This is a genomic window from Cucumibacter marinus DSM 18995 (genome assembly GCF_000429865.1).
In the GTDB taxonomy this organism is placed as follows: domain Bacteria; phylum Pseudomonadota; class Alphaproteobacteria; order Rhizobiales; family Devosiaceae; genus Cucumibacter; species Cucumibacter marinus.
Map to the genome: position 1 here is coordinate 50,632 of NZ_AUCR01000002.1, position 16,583 is coordinate 67,214.

General features: G+C 63.8%; 14 protein-coding genes. 11 read left to right on the forward strand and 3 right to left on the reverse strand.

The genetic code is table 11. The features are described 5' to 3' along the window. The first annotated feature begins 146 nt into the window (after nucleotides 1-146). From tolQ to G489_RS0103470, 10 genes are all read left to right on the forward strand, one after another. A complete protein-coding gene (gene tolQ / locus G489_RS0103425; RefSeq protein ID WP_029040337.1) occupies nucleotides 147-857 on the forward strand; it encodes a protein TolQ in 711 nt (236 codons plus the stop codon). Further along, complete coding sequence (gene tolR, locus G489_RS0103430; RefSeq protein ID WP_029040338.1) at nucleotides 857-1,309, forward strand: protein TolR; 453 nt, start codon at nucleotides 857-859, stop codon at nucleotides 1,307-1,309. Before tolQ ends, tolR begins: the two co-directional genes overlap by 1 nt. Nucleotides 1,310-1,328: 19 nt before the next feature. Next, complete coding sequence (locus G489_RS21580; protein WP_029040339.1) at nucleotides 1,329-2,423, forward strand: hypothetical protein; 1,095 nt, start codon at nucleotides 1,329-1,331, stop codon at nucleotides 2,421-2,423. A gap of 31 nt (nucleotides 2,424-2,454) precedes the next feature. Next, complete coding sequence (tolB, locus tag G489_RS0103440; RefSeq protein ID WP_029040340.1) at nucleotides 2,455-3,783, forward strand: Tol-Pal system beta propeller repeat protein TolB; 1,329 nt, start codon at nucleotides 2,455-2,457, stop codon at nucleotides 3,781-3,783. A 103-nt stretch (nucleotides 3,784-3,886) separates the two neighbouring features. Then, nucleotides 3,887-4,417 carry a peptidoglycan-associated lipoprotein Pal gene (gene pal / locus G489_RS0103445; protein WP_029040341.1) on the forward strand — a complete coding sequence of 177 codons (531 nt, stop codon included), beginning with the start codon at nucleotides 3,887-3,889 and terminating at the stop codon, nucleotides 4,415-4,417. 164 nt (nucleotides 4,418-4,581) lie between these two features. Then, nucleotides 4,582-5,769 (forward strand): tol-pal system protein YbgF, encoded by a 1,188-nt coding sequence (ybgF, locus tag G489_RS0103450; protein WP_162142400.1) that lies wholly within the window; start codon nucleotides 4,582-4,584, stop codon nucleotides 5,767-5,769. Between the two features lie 22 nt (nucleotides 5,770-5,791). Next, a complete protein-coding gene (gene tilS / locus G489_RS18930) occupies nucleotides 5,792-7,087 on the forward strand; it encodes a tRNA lysidine(34) synthetase TilS (RefSeq protein ID WP_051332277.1) in 1,296 nt (431 codons plus the stop codon). 184 nt (nucleotides 7,088-7,271) lie between these two features. Next, nucleotides 7,272-9,215, forward strand: a complete 1,944-nt coding sequence (gene ftsH, locus G489_RS0103460) for an ATP-dependent zinc metalloprotease FtsH (RefSeq protein WP_029040343.1) — start codon at nucleotides 7,272-7,274, stop codon at nucleotides 9,213-9,215. A gap of 106 nt (nucleotides 9,216-9,321) precedes the next feature. Further along, nucleotides 9,322-9,819: a GFA family protein gene (locus tag G489_RS0103465; protein ID WP_342667629.1), complete on the forward strand. Its 498-nt coding sequence runs from the start codon at nucleotides 9,322-9,324 to the stop codon at nucleotides 9,817-9,819. A 15-nt stretch (nucleotides 9,820-9,834) separates the two neighbouring features. After that, the gene (locus tag G489_RS0103470; RefSeq protein ID WP_029040345.1) at nucleotides 9,835-10,689 is read left to right on the forward strand and encodes an SAM-dependent methyltransferase; all 855 of its coding nucleotides are present in this window, start codon (nucleotides 9,835-9,837) and stop codon (nucleotides 10,687-10,689) included. Here the strand turns inward: G489_RS0103470 and G489_RS0103475 are convergent. Continuing rightward, nucleotides 10,656-11,966, reverse strand: a complete 1,311-nt coding sequence (locus G489_RS0103475; protein WP_029040346.1) for an NAD(P)/FAD-dependent oxidoreductase — start codon at nucleotides 11,964-11,966, stop codon at nucleotides 10,656-10,658. The genes G489_RS0103470 and G489_RS0103475 overlap by 34 nt on opposite strands. Before the next feature lie 236 nt (nucleotides 11,967-12,202). Between G489_RS0103475 and glmM the strand changes: the two genes are divergently transcribed. Continuing rightward, entirely contained in the window at nucleotides 12,203-13,558 is a 1,356-nt protein-coding gene (gene glmM, locus G489_RS0103480; RefSeq protein ID WP_029040347.1) for a phosphoglucosamine mutase, read from the forward strand. A 6-nt stretch (nucleotides 13,559-13,564) separates the two neighbouring features. Here glmM and G489_RS0103485 read toward each other — a convergent pair whose 3' ends face one another. Both G489_RS0103485 and G489_RS0103490 read right to left on the reverse strand, forming a co-directional pair. Then, nucleotides 13,565-15,736: a caspase family protein gene (locus G489_RS0103485; RefSeq protein ID WP_029040348.1), complete on the reverse strand. Its 2,172-nt coding sequence runs from the start codon at nucleotides 15,734-15,736 to the stop codon at nucleotides 13,565-13,567. Nucleotides 15,737-15,825: 89 nt separating this feature from the next. After that, entirely contained in the window at nucleotides 15,826-16,518 is a 693-nt protein-coding gene (locus tag G489_RS0103490) for a hypothetical protein (RefSeq protein ID WP_029040349.1), read from the reverse strand. Between the last annotated feature and the right edge of the window lie 65 nt (nucleotides 16,519-16,583).

Consider the following 16,583-nt stretch of genomic DNA (forward strand, 5'->3'; position numbering starts at 1 on the left):
AATTCGTGTTCCTCCTGTATGGGGATACACAAAGCGGGAAAGGCCGGGATTCTGCGGCTTTTCTCTTAAATTTGACAAATTTGAACAGCATCCGAGCGGATCGCGGCGCGCCGGATTGCCGGCGTGGTGAAGACGAGGATCATTGAATGGAACCAGCAACAGCAGTCGGCGCGGTAGCGGAAACCGACTTTTCCCTGTTCGCGCTGTTCTGGCAGGCGGACATTGTCGTCAAGGCCGTCATGCTGGGGCTCTTGGCTGCGTCAGTGTGGTGCTGGGCGATCATCTTCGACAAATCGTTCCTGTTCGGTCGCGCGCGGCGCGAGATGAACCGGTTCGAGAAGGTGTTCTGGTCGGGCCAGTCGCTCGAAGACCTTTATCAAAAGCTCTCCGAACGCCCGACCGCCGGAATGGGCTCGGTCTTCGTTGCGGCGATGAAGGAGTGGAAACGCAGCCATGAGCAAGGCGCGTCCTCTTACATCGGGCTGCAGCAGCGGCTCGATAAAGTGCTCGATGTGACGATTTCGCGCGAAAGCGAAAAGCTCGAGCGGCGGCTCGGTTTCCTCGCGACCGTGGGCACGTCAGCGCCCTTTATTGGCCTTTTTGGCACGGTATGGGGGATCATGAATTCGTTCCAGTCGATCGCCCAATCCTCGAGCACGAACTTGTCGGTCGTCGCGCCGGGCATTGCCGAAGCGTTGTTCGCGACGGCGCTGGGGCTTCTGGCCGCCATTCCGGCGGTGATCGCCTATAACAAGCTGTCGGGCGACAGCAACAAGCTGATCGGGCGGCTCGAAGGTTTTGCCGACGAGTTCTCCGCCATTCTGACCCGCCAGCTGGAAAGCCGGGGCAAGAACTGATGGCCATGTCCATGCAACGCTCGGGCGGTGGCGGCCGCCGGCGGCGCGGAAAACGCAACCAGCCGATGAGCGAGATCAATGTCACGCCGCTGGTCGACGTGATGCTGGTGCTCTTGATCGTGTTCATGGTTGCAGCCCCGCTGCTGACCGTGGGCGTGCCGATCGATCTGCCCCAGTCCCAGGCCAAGTCACTCAACACCGACAGCAAGCCGGTGACAGTTTCGGTGTCGCCGGACGGGCGGATCTTCGTGCAGGAAGACGAGGTCCAGTTCGAGGACCTCATTGAAACACTCAATGCAGCCAGCCCGGAAGGCCCCGAAGGGCGCGTCTATGTCCGTGGTGACACCAACGCCAATTATGGCGCGGTGATGCGGGTGATGGGTCGGCTGTCGGGCGCGGGGTACAGCCGGATCGGCTTGATCACCGAATCCGAGCAGACCGGGGCCCAGTAGGCCAGGTTCGGGTAGGGCGATGCGGCTCGGTTTCACAGCATCGGTAATCGCACACAGCACGGTGCTGCTCGCCGGGCTCCTGTCGCTACAGGGCGCCGAACCGTTTGACCCCAGCCAGGCCGAGGCGATCCCGATCGAATTGGTGCCGATCGAGGAACTGACCCAGATCCGGCAAGGCTCGCTCGAGAGCGATGTGATCGAGACCGAGGCCCCTTCGACCGTCGAGACCGAGGAGCCGGCGCAACTGGCGCAGCGCACCGGGAACACACAAGAAGATCAGCCGGCCCCGGAAGAGACCGATATCGAGACTCCGGCGCCTACGACCAATACAGCGCCCGAGGTGCAGCCTGAGCCCAATCCGGTTCCGGACCCCGTGACCGAGCCCGAACCGGCGCCGGAACCTGAACCGGTGCCAGAGCCGGAACCCGAGCCTGCCCCCGAACCGGAACCCGAGCCCGAACCTGAGCCGGTCCGCGAAATCCTGCCGCAGCCCGAGGAGCCCCAGCTGGCGCCGGAACCCGAGCCCGCGGCAGAGCCCGAGCCGGAGTTGACGGCCGAGACCAATGACCCCGAACCGCAGGAAGTGTCACCGGTGGTGCCGCGCGCGACTTCTCAGGTCGATGCCGCGCGCAAACGCTTTGCCGAAGCCAAGCAGGCCGAGGAGGCAGAGCGCCGCCGGCTGGCCGAACAGCAGCAGCGCGAGGCGGACGAGGTTTCCGACATCATCAATAATGAGGCGAGCCGCGGCGCGACCACCGGTGAAGGCGGATCGCAAACCGCAGGGCGGAGCGATGGCCGGGCGGCCAATCTGACCCAGAACGAGATGGCGGCGCTGGCGCGCCAGATGCGGCGGTGTTTCATTGTCACGGCTTCGATGGTCGACCGCCCGGATCTGAGTGTTAAGCTTCGCATTGCGATGAATGTCGACGGGACGGTGAACGGCGTGCCCCAAGTGGTGTCGCAGCTCAACGATCCGCTCGACCCGGCGCTGGCGATCGCCGCGCAGCAGGCCGTGCTGCGCTGCGGGCCGTACAGACTTTCGCCGGAATCCTATGATCAGTGGTCGGTCATCGAATCGACGTTCAGGCCCGCGGAAGGGCAAATCGAAGGTTAGCTTCACGCCGGACGCCAGAGGCGCCGGCAGGATGCAAGGAGACGAGATGAGACTTTATAGCCGTCGCGACGCGCTGAAACTGAGCCTTGCCGGTGCCGGCGTGATCGGATCGGTCACCGCGGCGCGGGCCCTCGTCGAGATCACGGTGACGGGCGGCGATTTCGAGCCTCTGCCGATCGCGGTTCCGGCCTTTTCGAGCCTCGATCCTGTCCTGGGTGAAGATGTCCGCCGGGTGGTGACGGACAATCTGAGGCGCTCGGGTCTGTTCATCCCGCTCGATCCCTCGACCTATCCGGTGCAGCGCGGTGATGTGAACGTGACGCCCGAATTTGCCGGCTGGCGCAACATTACCGCCGATGCGCTGGTGATGGGGCAGGTCGAGCGTGAGGGGAACCTCATCCGCGCCAATATCCGGCTGTGGGACGTGATCGCCGGTCAGCAGGTGTTCGGGCAGACCTATGCGACGGACCAGAGCAATTGGCGGCGCATCGCCCATATCGTCTCGGACGCGATCTATTCCTCGCTGACCGGGGAAGGCGGCTACTTCGACAGCCGCGTCGTCTATGTCGCGGAAAGCGGGCCCAAGGCCAATCGCACCAAGCGGCTGGCGATGATGGATTCGGATGGCGCCAATGTGCGCTATCTCACCGACGGGCGCGCGCTGGTGCTGACCCCGCGCTATTCGCCGAACAATCAAATGCTTTCCTATATGAGCTATGTGGAAGGCAATCCGCAGGTCTATCTCCTCAATATCGGCACCGGGGTGCAGCAGCGCATCGGCCAGTTCGGGACCATGACCTTCGCCCCGCGCTTTTCGCCCGACGGGCAGCGGCTGGCGTTCTCGGTGGAATCCGCGGGCAACACCAATCTCTATCTGATGGGGCTCGGTGGCGGGCAACCCGCGCAGCTGACCAATTCGGCCGCGATCGATACCGCGCCGAGCTTTTCGCCGGACGGTTCCCGGATCGCTTTTGAATCGGACCGCGGCGGCTCACAGCAGATCTATGTGATGGGGTCCGGCGGCGGCGGTGCGCAGCGCATCAGCTTCGGCGACGGCTCCTATTCGACCCCGGTCTGGTCGCCGATCGGCGATCTCATCGCTTTCACCAAGCAATATGACGGTCAGTTCCATATCGGGACAATGCGGCCCGACGGCTCGAATGAGCGCGTGCTGGTGTCGAGCTATCACAATGAGGGTCCGACCTGGGCACCCAATGGCCGCGTTCTGATGTTCTTCCGGGACCTTGGCGGCAATGACGGGCCGCGCCTGCATTCCGTTGATGTGTGGGGCCGGAACGAGCAGGTGATCAACACCGAGACCTTCGCATCCGACCCGACCTGGTCAGCGCTGCTTGGATAAGTGGCTCCAGAGTGGGGAAAACCGGGGCAATTGCCCCAATTCGGCCCGATTAGCGCTGGATTAACCGTGTTTGAGAACGCGGCCTTAAGATAACAAGCGGTAAATCTCGCGGCCAAATATCTTTCTTTTTGGGAGAAATCCAATGTCTTCGACGGCCCAGCCCTCAGCCATCCTCAAAGCGATGCTGATGGTCGCTCTTCTGGCCTTCACCGCCGCCTGCGCGCGCACCAAGGACGCCGGCGTCGGCAATCTGGGGCCGGGGCAGGTAGCGCCGGGCACCCAGCAGGAATTCCTCGTGACCATCGGCGATCGGGTTTTCTTTGAAACCGACAGTTCGTCGCTGACCGCGGAGGCCCAGGCCACGCTCGGCAAGCAGGCCGTCTGGCTCAACCGCTATCCGCAGTATTCGGTACAGATCGAAGGCCATGCCGACGAACGCGGCACCCGAGAATACAACATCGCCTTGAGCGCACGGCGCGCATCGGCGGTCGTCAACTTCCTGGTCTCGCAGGGTGTTGCCTCACAGCGCATCTCTTCGAAGGCCTATGGCAAGGAACGCCCGGTCGCGGTGTGTAACGATATTTCGTGCTGGTCGCAGAACCGGCGCGCAGTCACGGTGTTGGGCGGCAGGTAACGCCACCCCATCGAACTGGAGGCCTGGCGCCGGGTTCCAAATTGGGGCCCGGCGCTTTTTTGTCCAAATTCGCGTCTATCGACAGGGCTCCGGTGCGCGCATGTGCCTGGAAGCTGATTTGCGCGGCAAGTGATATGCGGGAAATGACGAGCGGGGGTCTTGCGATGACCGTGGGCATCAAAAGTGGCTGTTGGACCGGCCTGAGGCGGGTGGCGATGGTGCTGGCGCTCGCCGGGCCGCTGGCAGCCGTGCCGGTATGGGCACAGACCCGGGACCTGTCAGCGCTGCAAGGCGAATGGCAGGCGCTCAGCCAGCAAATGACCGACGCCACCCGCCAGCTCGAAGGCATCACCGGCCTGCATGCGGATTTGACCGCACAGATGCATGGCAATTCCCGGCTGGCCCAAAGCCAGGAAGGGGCGGCGATCAATGTCGGGCTCGACCAGCTTGGCGAGGAATTGCGACAACTGACCGGGACCATCGAGCAGATGCAGTTCCGCTTGCGCCAGCTCGAAACCCAGCTTGGCGAAGGCGCGGGGGGATCGGCTCCGGATCAATCCGCACCCGCTGAACCCGCGCCTGCTGAGCCCGGAATTACCGAGTCCGCACCTGCCGAGCCTGCGGATGATGATCCGGCCATTGACGAGAATGCGGGGCTTGCCCCCGACCGGCTTGAGCCGATCGACAATTCAGACGAACCACCTGCGCCCGACCAGCCGGCAATCGATCAGCCCGGATCCCAGGACAACCCTGCGCGGCTGAATGCCGGGCAGGTGATCGAGCCGCAATTCGATACGGCACCGCCGTCCCCAGACCCGCTCCTTGCCGAAGACCTGCCCGAAGACGATATCGAAGGCGATTTCGGCGCCCTGCTGCCCGACACGCTCGATGCGATCTTTGGTGCGGATTCGCTATCGACATCCGATCCGCTTTCCCTGCCGTCGGGCAATAGCGACATCATCCAGGAGGCGGATGCCGATGCCCAGTTCAATGCCGGCACCGAGGCGATTTCACGGCGCGACTATGCGTTCGCCGCCGATCAGTTCCGCCAGTTCATAGAATTGTTTCCTGCCGACCGGCGCGCGCCCCGCGCGACCAGCCTTCTGGGCGAGGCCCTGCTGCAGCGCGGCGAATATGCCGATGCGGCGCAGGTCTTTGTCGACGGGTACGAGACCTATCCGCAATCGGCGGAAGCCCCTTATCTGCTGGTCGGGGTGGGTGAGGCCCTGGCTGGTGCCGGACAGCGGGAAACCGCCTGCCGGACCTTCGAGGAAGTGCGGCGGCGATATCCTCAGCAACCCGATGCCCTCGCCGAGCGTTTAAGCGCAGCGCAGCGATCGAACAGCTGCTGAGAGGCCAAACAGGGAGGCAGGCATGGCGGGGTCTGCACAGACATCCAATCAACCGGACGACGATGCCCTGGCCGCGCTGTTTGCGCCGGTCGCGGATGAAGGCGTCCTGGCGCTTGCCGTATCCGGGGGTGCCGACAGCCTGGCGCTGATGATCCTGGCTGCGCGATGGCGCGACACAAGGCCTGAACCGCCAGCGATATTCGTGTTCACCGTGGATCACGGGTTGCGGGCCGAGGCGGCTGCGGAATGCGCCATGGTGCTGGGGAGGGCCGCCGAACTCGGTCTCGAGGCGGAGACGCTGCACTGGGAGGAGGGCGCTGCCACCAGCACGGGAATCCAGGCCAAGGCCCGCAAGGCCCGCTATGCCCTGATGAAGCAGGCCATGGCCGTGCGCGGTATCTCTCATTTGATGACCGGGCATCATTTCGATGACCAGGCCGAAACGGTGCTGATGCGGCTGGCGCGGGGGAGCGGATTGACCGGTGTGTCCGGCATGCGCGGCTTTGCCGAAGTCGAGGGCGTGAGCCTGTTCCGGCCTCTGCTGGGCCTGCGGCGTGACGAGCTCGAAGCCATCGTCAGGCAAAAAGGCTGGTTGCCCGCCGCAGACCCTTCGAATGAAGACGAGCATTACGAGAGGGTGCGCTGGCGCAAGGCGATGCCGGGATTTGCCGAAACGGGTCTTACACCGGAGCGGCTGGTGCTGTTCGCCGGGCGCGCGGCGCGGGCTGACGAAGCGCTCGATTTTTACACCGAGCGGGCCTTCACCGAATTGGTGGCCGTTGACGGGTTCGGCTGTGCAGCCATCGAACGTGAGGCGCTGTCGGCGCTGCCCAAGGAGACTTGCCTGAGACTGATCGCACGAGTGTGCGCAGAGGCGGGAGGTGTTGCCAATGCGCCGGACCTCTCCCAGATCGAGGCGCTTTGCGCCAGCCTTTGTGCCGGGGTTGAGTTCGCTGGCGAAACCCTGGGCGGCTGCCAGATCCTCGAAAAGGATCGCTGGGTCCTGATCCATCGCGAAGCGGGCCGGGTGTCCGGTGAAGAGATTACCGTTTCGCCCGGCGACAGGCTGGTCTGGGACGGGCGGTTCATGATCGCCCTCGAAGGCGAGGGTGCGCTCACCCTGCGATCCGGGCAGAATGTGACCCGCAGCGAGGCGGAAATGCTCGCCGGTCGCGGAATTGTGACAGCCATCGGTGCGCTGCAGGCGGCACCTGCCGCGTATAGGGGAGACACGTTGGTCGGGATCGGGCCGATCTCGAGCGACCCTGCGCTGACGATGCAGACCCTGATGGGCGCGCATCACGGGCCGCGGCAGTGACCGTCGGGTTTGAACGGACCAGTCTCAGGCGTTAACCCCTTGCCGGTGCAATGGCTTGGCGGGGGTGCGCCGATCGGTCATCTTCGCCGCCCTTGTAACGCTCGGGGCAGGGACTTACATTCGGAGCTAATCTGGCCATCCCCGGCCTTATGCGGGGTGGCGCACCGGTTCGGGAAGAACACATATGAACGGTAATCTGCGCAACTTCGCCATCTGGCTCGTCATCCTGGTTCTGTTGATGGGCCTGTTCAACGTTTTCCAGAACTCGGCGGGGCGCACACAAGCGGTCGAGAAATCCTACTCGCAGTTCATCCAGGAGGTGAATGCGGGGAATGTTTCCACCGTCACCATCACCGAGAACAAGGTCGCCGGCACGCTCGACAATGGCGACCGGTTCCAGACTATCCTGCCTGACAATGTCGACGTGGTGAGCCGGCTCGAGGCCCGCAACGTGCAGATCCGCGCGGCGGAGCCGGAATCGAGCCCGTTCTGGTCTATCCTTTTGTCGTCCTGGCTGCCTTTCATCGTCATTATCGCGGTGTGGTTCTTCTTCATCCGCCAGATGCAGGGCGGTGGCCGCGGCGGCGCGATGGGCTTTGGCAAATCGCGCGCCAAGATGCTCACCGAGGCTCAGGGCAGGGTGACCTTCGAGGACGTGGCCGGTGTCGACGAAGCCAAGCAGGACCTCGAGGAAATCGTCGACTTTCTGCGCGATCCTGGCAAGTTCCAGCGGCTGGGCGGTCGTATCCCGCGCGGCGTGTTGCTGGTGGGCCCTCCGGGTACCGGTAAGACGCTTCTGGCGCGGGCCGTGGCCGGTGAGGCCAATGTGCCGTTCTTCACCATTTCGGGTTCGGACTTCGTTGAAATGTTCGTCGGTGTCGGCGCCAGCCGGGTGCGCGACATGTTCGAACAGGCCAAGAAGAATGCCCCCTGTATCGTGTTCATCGACGAAATCGACGCCGTTGGCCGCCATCGTGGTGCTGGCCTTGGCGGCGGCAATGATGAACGCGAACAGACCCTCAACCAGCTGCTGGTCGAGATGGACGGGTTCGAGGCCAATGAAGGCATCATCCTGATCGCCGCGACCAACCGTCCGGACGTGCTCGACCCGGCGCTTTTGCGCCCGGGCCGTTTCGACCGTCAGGTCGTGGTGCCCAATCCGGACGTAACCGGCCGCGAACGCATCCTCAAGGTGCATGTGCGCAAAGTGCCGCTGGCCCCGGATGTGGACCTCAAGACCCTGGCGCGCGGGACCCCCGGTTTCTCCGGTGCGGATCTCATGAACCTCGTCAACGAGGCGGCGCTTCTGGCAGCGCGGCGCAACAAGCGCTTTGTCACCATGGCCGAGTTCGAGGACGCCAAGGACAAGCTGATGATGGGCTCGGAGCGCCGCACCCTGGTGCTGACCGAGGAAGAAAAGAAACTGACTGCCTATCACGAGGCCGGGCACGCCCTGCTTGCGCTGCACATGCCGGCGTCCGATCCGATCCACAAGGCGACGATCATTCCGCGCGGCCGTGCGCTGGGTATGGTGATGCGCCTGCCCGAACGCGACCAGGTCTCGCTGACCCGTGAGAAGTGCTATGCCGACCTCGCCGTTGCCATGGGTGGCCGTGTGGCTGAAGAAGAGATCTTCGGCGACGAAAAGGTGACCTCGGGCGCTTCCGCCGACATCAAGATGGCGACCGGGCTGGCCCGGGCCATGGCCACCGAATACGGCATGTCGGACAAGCTGGGGCCGCTGCTTTATGGCGATGCGCAGGACGAAGTGTTCCTGGGCCGCTCGATGATGCAGCGCAACACCCATCTGAGTGATGAAACCCAGAAGGTCGTCGATGCGGAGATCAAGCGCTTCGTGGAAGACGGTTACGACACAGCCCAGCGCGTGATCCGCGAAAATATTGATCAGCTGCACGCCATCGCCAAGGCGCTGCTGGAATTCGAAACCCTCAGCGGTACCGAAATCCGTGACCTGCTCGATGGCAAGCCGCCGGTTCGCGAGACCGAGGTCGAGGCCAAATCCTCGAAGTCCTCAGGCGTGCCTTCCGCAGGCAAGGGCGGGCGCAAGCCGGCCGAAGACAAAAAACCGGCGGGCGATGATGGCATGGAGCCGCAGCCCGAAGGCTGATACCGCCACCATTTTGATGATTGGAAAAGCCGTCCTTTGGGGCGGCTTTTCTTTTGTCACGCTGCATGCCATTGCCTAAGGTCCGGCGGAGCCGATGCAGGGGGGTATGAAGTTGTCCAAGACACTGAGTGGCGAATGCGCTTGTGGCGAAGTGCAATATGAGCTTGGCCGGGTGCCGATGTTTACCCATTGCTGCCATTGCCTCGAGTGCCAGCGGCAGACGGGCAGCGCCTTTGTGATCAACGGCCTGATCGAGACCGATCAGATCACCGTCAGCGGATTGGAGCCCGTGCCAGTGCCGGTACCCACGAGCTCGGGGCGGCAGCACGATGTCTATCGATGCCCGCGCTGCCAGACGGCGCTGTGGAGTGACTATGGCGGACGGTCCTGGCTGCGCTTCGTGCGGATAGGTACGCTTCACGACCCGTCCAGCGTCTCGCCGGACGTGCATGTTTTCGCCCGGTCCAAGCGGGATTGGGTGGGGCTGCCCGAAGATGTGCCAGTCTTCGACGTTTTCTATGACATGAAAGAGCTGTGGCCGTCCGAGGCCCTTGCGCGCCGGCAGGCGGCATCCGATGCCGCCAACGCAAATCACACGGACTGAGCGGACGGATTATCCATGGGCAAGCGCCTCGACACCAGGCACAAGGGGCTCGATGCCTATGCGCATCTGGCCAAGGTCTTCGGCGACACGCCATGGCTGCATTACGGGCTTTGGGAGCCCGGCGAAAATGTCAGCTTCCCCAATCTCAGGGCCGCTCAGGAGCGATATGTCGAGAGACTGATGGCGCTTTTGCCGCCAGCCCCGGCAAGGGTGCTCGATATCGGCGGCGGGACGGGCGAACTGGCGCTTCGGCTTATCGAGGCGGGCTATCAGGTCGATATGCTCACGCCGAGCGAGGTTCAGGCCGACATGGCGCGCGAAAAGCTCGGTGACCGGGCGCGGGTGTTCACCACCACGTTTCAGGGTTTCACCGAGCCGGGACCCTATGATGTGTGCCTGTTCTCGGAGAGTTTCCAGTATATCCCGCTTGAGGATGCCTTTGCAGGCATCGGCAGGGTGCTTGCGCCACGGGGCCATGTGGTGATCGCCGATTGCTTTCGCACCGAAGCCTATCGGGGTGGACGGGAACCGGGCGGCGGACATCGCTATTCGGCGTTCGAGGCCGGCGCCGAACAGGCGGGTTATCGCTTCCTCGCCAATGAGGATGTGACGGAGATGGCCGCGCAGACCATGGCACTCGACCAGAAATTCTATCGCGAGCTGGTTTCGCCTCTGCTGGGCCAGATCAATGAGGATCTCGAGGCACGCCGGCCAATCGTTCACGCCTTCATGTGGCTCGGGATCAAGCTGTTCATGCCCAAATCCGAACGCGAGAACTTTGCTGCCCGGATGAAGGCGGATTACCGATCACCTGAAAGGTTCAAGGCCGTGACGAGCTATCGCTTCGTCTCGCTCTCGCGGACCGGGTGAGCCTCGGTGGTGACACCGGTGATCAGTCGCGCACCCTTGCGGCGGGTGAGATAGGTCCAGAACCACTGCAACAACACCAGGGACGCTGCCCGCACACCGATGAGGAAGTAGATATGGGCGAGGCCCCAGAACCACCAGGCAGGCCAGCCGGTCAGTTTGAAGCGGTCGAGATCGACCACGGCGGAATGCCGGCCGATAGTCGCCAGGTTCCCGGCATGGCGGTATTTGAACGGTTTTGAGGGCTTGCCCGAAATGGTGGCCAGAATTGCCTTGGCGACGTACTTGCCCTCCTGCTTGGCGGCCGGGGCGATGCCGGGCACGGTTGCGTTCTCGCCGGGGCCTTGAGGCCAGGCGACAGCAGCAGCGTCACCGATGACGCGAATTTCCGGATGATCGGGCAGGGTGAGGTCGGCGCCGACCGCGATGCGGCCGCCACGCTCGGGCTTAGTATCCAGCCATTCAGCGGTGCCGTGGACGCCGACACCGGCCCCCCAGATGACCGTGGCTGCCGGAATGCGCGCACCACCGACGGTAACACCTTCGGCATCGATGTTTTCGACCATGGTGCCGGTGTGAACCTCGACCCCGAGCTTTTCGAGCGCTTGTCGGGCATAGGCGGAGAGGTCGTCCGACAGAGCCGGCAGGATACGCGGCCCGCCTTCGACCAGCACCACATTGGCGGCGCGCGGGTCGATCTGGCGGAAGTCGCGGGCCAGGGCCACCCGGGCCAGTTCGGCAATGGCGCCCGCCATTTCCACCCCGGTCGGCCCGCCGCCGATAATCACAAAGGTCAATTGGCGGTGGCGTTCGGCCTCGTCCGCCGCGGTCTCGGCGCGCTCGAACGCCAGAAGGATGTTGCGCCTGACGGTGGTGGCGTCGACCACAGTCTTGAGGCCCGGGGCATGGACCGGCCAGTCATCATGTCCGAAATAGGCATTGCCTGCGCCATTGGCGATGATCAGATGATCGTAGGGCACCGGCCCTTCGCTGGTCTCGACCGACTGGCTTGCCTCGTCGATGCCGGTGACCTTGCCCAGCACCACGCGAATATTGGCGGCATCGCGGAAGATCGAGCGGATCGGCCAGGCGATGTCGGCGGGGGACAGGTCGGCTGTCGCAACCTGATACAGGAGCGGCTGGAACAGATGGTAGTTCCGCTTGTCGATCAGGGTCACATCCACCGGCTTGCCGGCAAACTCCCGCGCAGCGGCGAGACCGCCGAAACCGGCCCCGATGATCACGATCTTCGGGCGCGCTGCTGTCGCGGTGTCGGTCATAAACTGTCCTCAGGGCGTCATGCGGGGCTGTGGGGAAGCTAACACCGCACAATGGTTCCGTCTCGTGCGCCTGATGCATAACGGGATTACCGTTTACGAAAAACCCAAGAGGCCCCTGCATTGCCGTATTCGCGGCGTTATAGTGGCGCGAATCACGGGAGCAGTGGCACCGGAGGCCGGTGCTCTCAACGAGTATGCGCGCGCGGGCCAGTCGCCGGCGCAAGCGGGGCAAATCAATGGGCAAATATTTCGGCACCGACGGCATTCGGGGACTGGTCAATGGCGGCAAGCTGACCCCCGAACTGGCCATGAAAACCGGCATGGCGGCCGGTCTCGTGTTCACCAATGGCGGGCGGCGCCATCGCGTGGTGATCGGCAAGGACACCAGACGGTCGGGCTATCTGCTCGAAAACGCGATGACGGCCGGTTTCACGGCAGCGGGTATGGATGTCTATCTGCTGGGCCCGATGCCGACACCGGCGGTGGCGATGCTGACGCGCTCGTTGCGCGCGGATCTGGGTGTGATGATTTCGGCCTCGCACAACCCGTTTGCCGATAATGGCATCAAGCTGTTCCGGCCCGATGGCTACAAGCTCGACGATGCGATGGAGAGCCGGATCGAGGCGATGATCGATCAGGACCTCGGACCCAAGCTGGCGCGCGGGCGCGAGATCGGGCGGGCCAAGCGGATCGAGGAAGCGCGCACCCGCTACACCGAATACGCCAAACGCACGCTGCCGCGGAACATCGATTTTACCGGGCTGCGCGTGGTGGTCGATTGCGCCAATGGTGCCGCTTACAAGACGGCTCCTGAAGCTCTGTGGGAACTCGGTGCCGAGGTGATCACCATCGGGGTGAACCCGGACGGGTTCAATATCAATGAGGAATGCGGCTCGACCGCACCCGAGGCGCTGCAGGCCAAGGTTCAGGAAGTGCGGGCCGATATCGGTATCGCACTCGATGGCGATGCGGACCGGGTGATCATCGTCGACGAAAACGGCGAAGTGGTCGATGGCGACCAGTTCATGGCTGCGGTAGCGCAGTTCTGGCACGAGCGCGACATGCTTTCAGGCGGCGGGATCGTGGCGACCGTGATGTCCAATCTCGGTCTCGAGCGCTATATCGAAGGCATCGGGTTGACCCTCGAACGCACAAAGGTCGGAGACCGGCACGTGCTCGAACGTATGCGCGAAGGCGGGTTCAATGTCGGCGGCGAGCAGTCCGGCCACATCATCCTCACCGATTTTACCACGACCGGCGACGGGCTGGTTGCCGCGCTGCAGCTGATGGCGCTCGTTCAGCAAAAGGCGCGGCCCGTATCGGAGGTCTGCCGGCTGTTCGAGAAGGTGCCGCAGCTCCTGCATAATGTGCGCTACGGCGCGGGCAGCCCGCTCGAGGATGACGGCGTGATCGCCGCAATTTCCGCTGGCGAGGACAAGCTCAAGGGGCACGGCCGGCTGGTCGTGCGCGCATCGGGCACCGAGCCACTGATCCGGGTGATGGGCGAAGGCGACGACGAGGACATGGTGGCCGCCATCGTGCGCGACATTGCGGGCGCGATCAGCGCCGCGGGCCGCGACGCGGCGGAGTAGGCAGGATCACGAGGGCGGACCACCCTCGACGTCCCGGACATATTCAATCTCCTCAAGCGGCAAGCTCGAATAGAAGAGCTCGCCTTGGTAACGTACACGCATGGCGAGGCTCGTCATGCCGGCATCACGGAACCGCTTGGCGGTGTCGAGGAAATAGTCGAGGCTCTCGATATCGTAGAGATCGACCCGGTCGATGATCATGCCGGGCACAAGCCAGTCGGCGCGCCGTTTGGCGCCTGCCGCAAGCCCGATGATCATCACGCCCTGCCTGGGATTGCCGAAACGGTCGCGAAGCAGTTGCGGCAGGTCTGTGACGCTGGCCACCTGGACCAGCCGTCCAGGATGCCAGCCGATATCGGGATAATGGGCACGAATGGCCTCGATATCATCGACCCGGCGCGAAAGGCTGGCAAGGCGCAGCTCTTCGGCCTCGGTCATTGATCCCAGTGCAAGCGACACTGAAACCGACGAGCCGCGGTCGACGTTGATGACGACCCGGTCTCCTGCCCGGAGCATGCTGAATATCGCCTCGAGGTCTGTCGGGTCAGAAACCGGAGTACCGTTGATTTCCGTCAGCACGTCACCGATGCGCAATTTGCCGTTCGCGGGGCCATCCCGCCGCACAGCCGTCACGACGACACCCTCCGACCCGCTTGTGGGGCGCAGATAGCCCGGAACCGCCCTCAACTTGGCGAGCTGCACGCCCATCCAGGGCGCCGTGGCGTTGGCGGTGTCGGCTCCCGGTGTGAGGCTGGCGGTTTGGGTTTCTTTTGCCGCGTCCTGTTTGGCCCAGATGTCGAGCGCGCGATCGAAAACCTGCCGGCCTTCGGTGCCAAGGCCCAGGGTCAGTATGGCCCGGTCGCCCGAACCGTAGATCAGCGGCACGTCAATCCAGTCGCGGTTCGCCAACAATGCCAGGTTTGCCGCGCCTTGTTCCGCCTCTGCCGTGAGCGCAAAGATCATGATGTTGTCGGTCACGGTGGCTGCTGCTCCGGCAAGGCTTTCGCCGACGGCGCTGGCCTCGTTCTTAAGGAGTATGCCGGGCATTTTGCGGACTGATCGACCGGCAAAATCGTCAGGGGGACTGATCCGGAAATCGACAAGCAGGTCTGCGGGCAGATCGGGGTCGACATTTCGGGAAAAGCGCAGTTCGGCCGTCAGTTTCCGGGCCGGTATGGCGATGTTGCCGGTGACGGAAGGATTGCCGTTTACGTCAATGCGGTAGGTCCATTCGAGCGTTCCGGCATAGGATGTGCCCGGTTCGTCGCCGGATGCCGTTTCCTCCAGCAGGAGGGCGCGGGGCGTTGCCGTGGCGTCAGGTGAAACCAGTTCCGCCAGCGCATCCGGGTTCAGTGCGGCGGTTTGAGCATCGATCTCTTCAGGCGCTTCTGCTACGGCCGGTGGCGGCACGACCAGCACCAATGGCGCCGTCAGGTCCTGCCGCGCGATTTCGGGGTTCTGGTCGGCGCCGGTCTCTTCGGCAACGGCGAGCCGGACCCGGGTGAAACTGTCGATCACGCGCTGGCCGGGTTCGGCCATATGGGCAGCAAAGGCGCGGGCAAAAGGACTGCCTTTGCCTGGCTCGCCATCGCTTGCGGTATCACCGAGCCGAGTGGAAAGACCCACAAAGACTGCATTGCCCAGGCCGCCGGGCAGGGGCGCCAGGCCCCTGCCGCTGCCCGCGCCGGCACGCACGCGCGGATCGTTTCGGCAGGCGTCGACGAAGATCAGGCTGGTTCTGGCGCTGGTCGACAGGCTCGTTACGATCTCGTCGAGCGGAATGCCCCCGGCACGGATGACCCGGTCAGAGCGCGAAGTGACATCCGCCGACGTCGACATCAGATAGTTGCGGACATTGATGCCGTCATTTACCGCAAAGCCGTGACCGGCAAAGTAGAAGGCGGCGATGTCGGCGCCCTCGGCCTTTTGTTCGAATTCGCGCAATGTCCTGTCGAACGTGGCGAGGTCGACATCGGTGACGGTGGTCACCTCGAAACCCATGCGTTCGAAAGCGGGCGCAACCAGTGCCGCGTCGGTTGCCGGGTTGGACAGCGGCGCCGCTTGATAAGCCGAGTTGGCGACAATCAGCGCCACGCGTCCGGCCGCAAAGGCGGGCGCGCATGCCAGCGCGATCAGCGCGGCGGCCAGCCATATGACAAAGATCCGGCCGAGCCTCATGGTCCCTCCATGCCCCTCCACTCGAGAGGCTAGGACAGGGCGCGGGCAGGGACAAGGGCCAGAACGTGCGAGGGGTTGGCGTCCGTCGACTATTCGCCGCCGGTCCACGAGGCGATGGCGTCATCGAACAGGGCCCGGCCTTCCGTGCCCATCCCCAGGGTCAGCACGGCGCGGCGGCTGGTGGCATAGACCAGCGGCAGGTCGATCCAGTCGAGCGTCGAGAGGCGCTCGATATTGGTGGCGTCGTCTTCCTCGAGCGCAGTCAGGGCATAGAGAAAGTCATTGTCGGCAATTGTTGCCGCCGCACCGGTCAGCGGCTTGCCCACGCCCAGCACATCGGGCTTGAGCAGGATCGCGGGCAGGGTGCTGATGGCTTCGTCCGCGAAGCCCTCCCCGATCTCGAACTCGATGTTGAAGATGAAGCGCGCGGGCAGGGACTCATCGGTGTTTTTCGACAGCCGCATGGTGCCGCTGATGCCGCGATCCGGCAGGTCGAATGCCCCGCTAATGACCGGGTTTCCGTCCGCATCGTCAAAGGACGTCCATTCGAGGTTGCCGACAAAGGCGGAGCGGGTTTCGGCATCAGCGTCTGGCTCTTCGATCAAGAGCGAGTGCACGCCGTCCAGTGCGCCGGATTGGGCAAGCTCCTCGACTTCCTGGCGCGGCGTGACGCCTGCCGAATTGGAGACAACGCCTGCCTGCTCGTCCTGTGCGAAGGCCGGTGCAGCGGCAAGTGAAAGAGCGGTGATGACTGCCAAAGCCGGGAGCTGGCGAAAACGCATAATGACCTCCAAATGCCCCGTGCGCGAAGCTAGGCCAGCAAGGGCCCGCATACAAGTGACGGTGT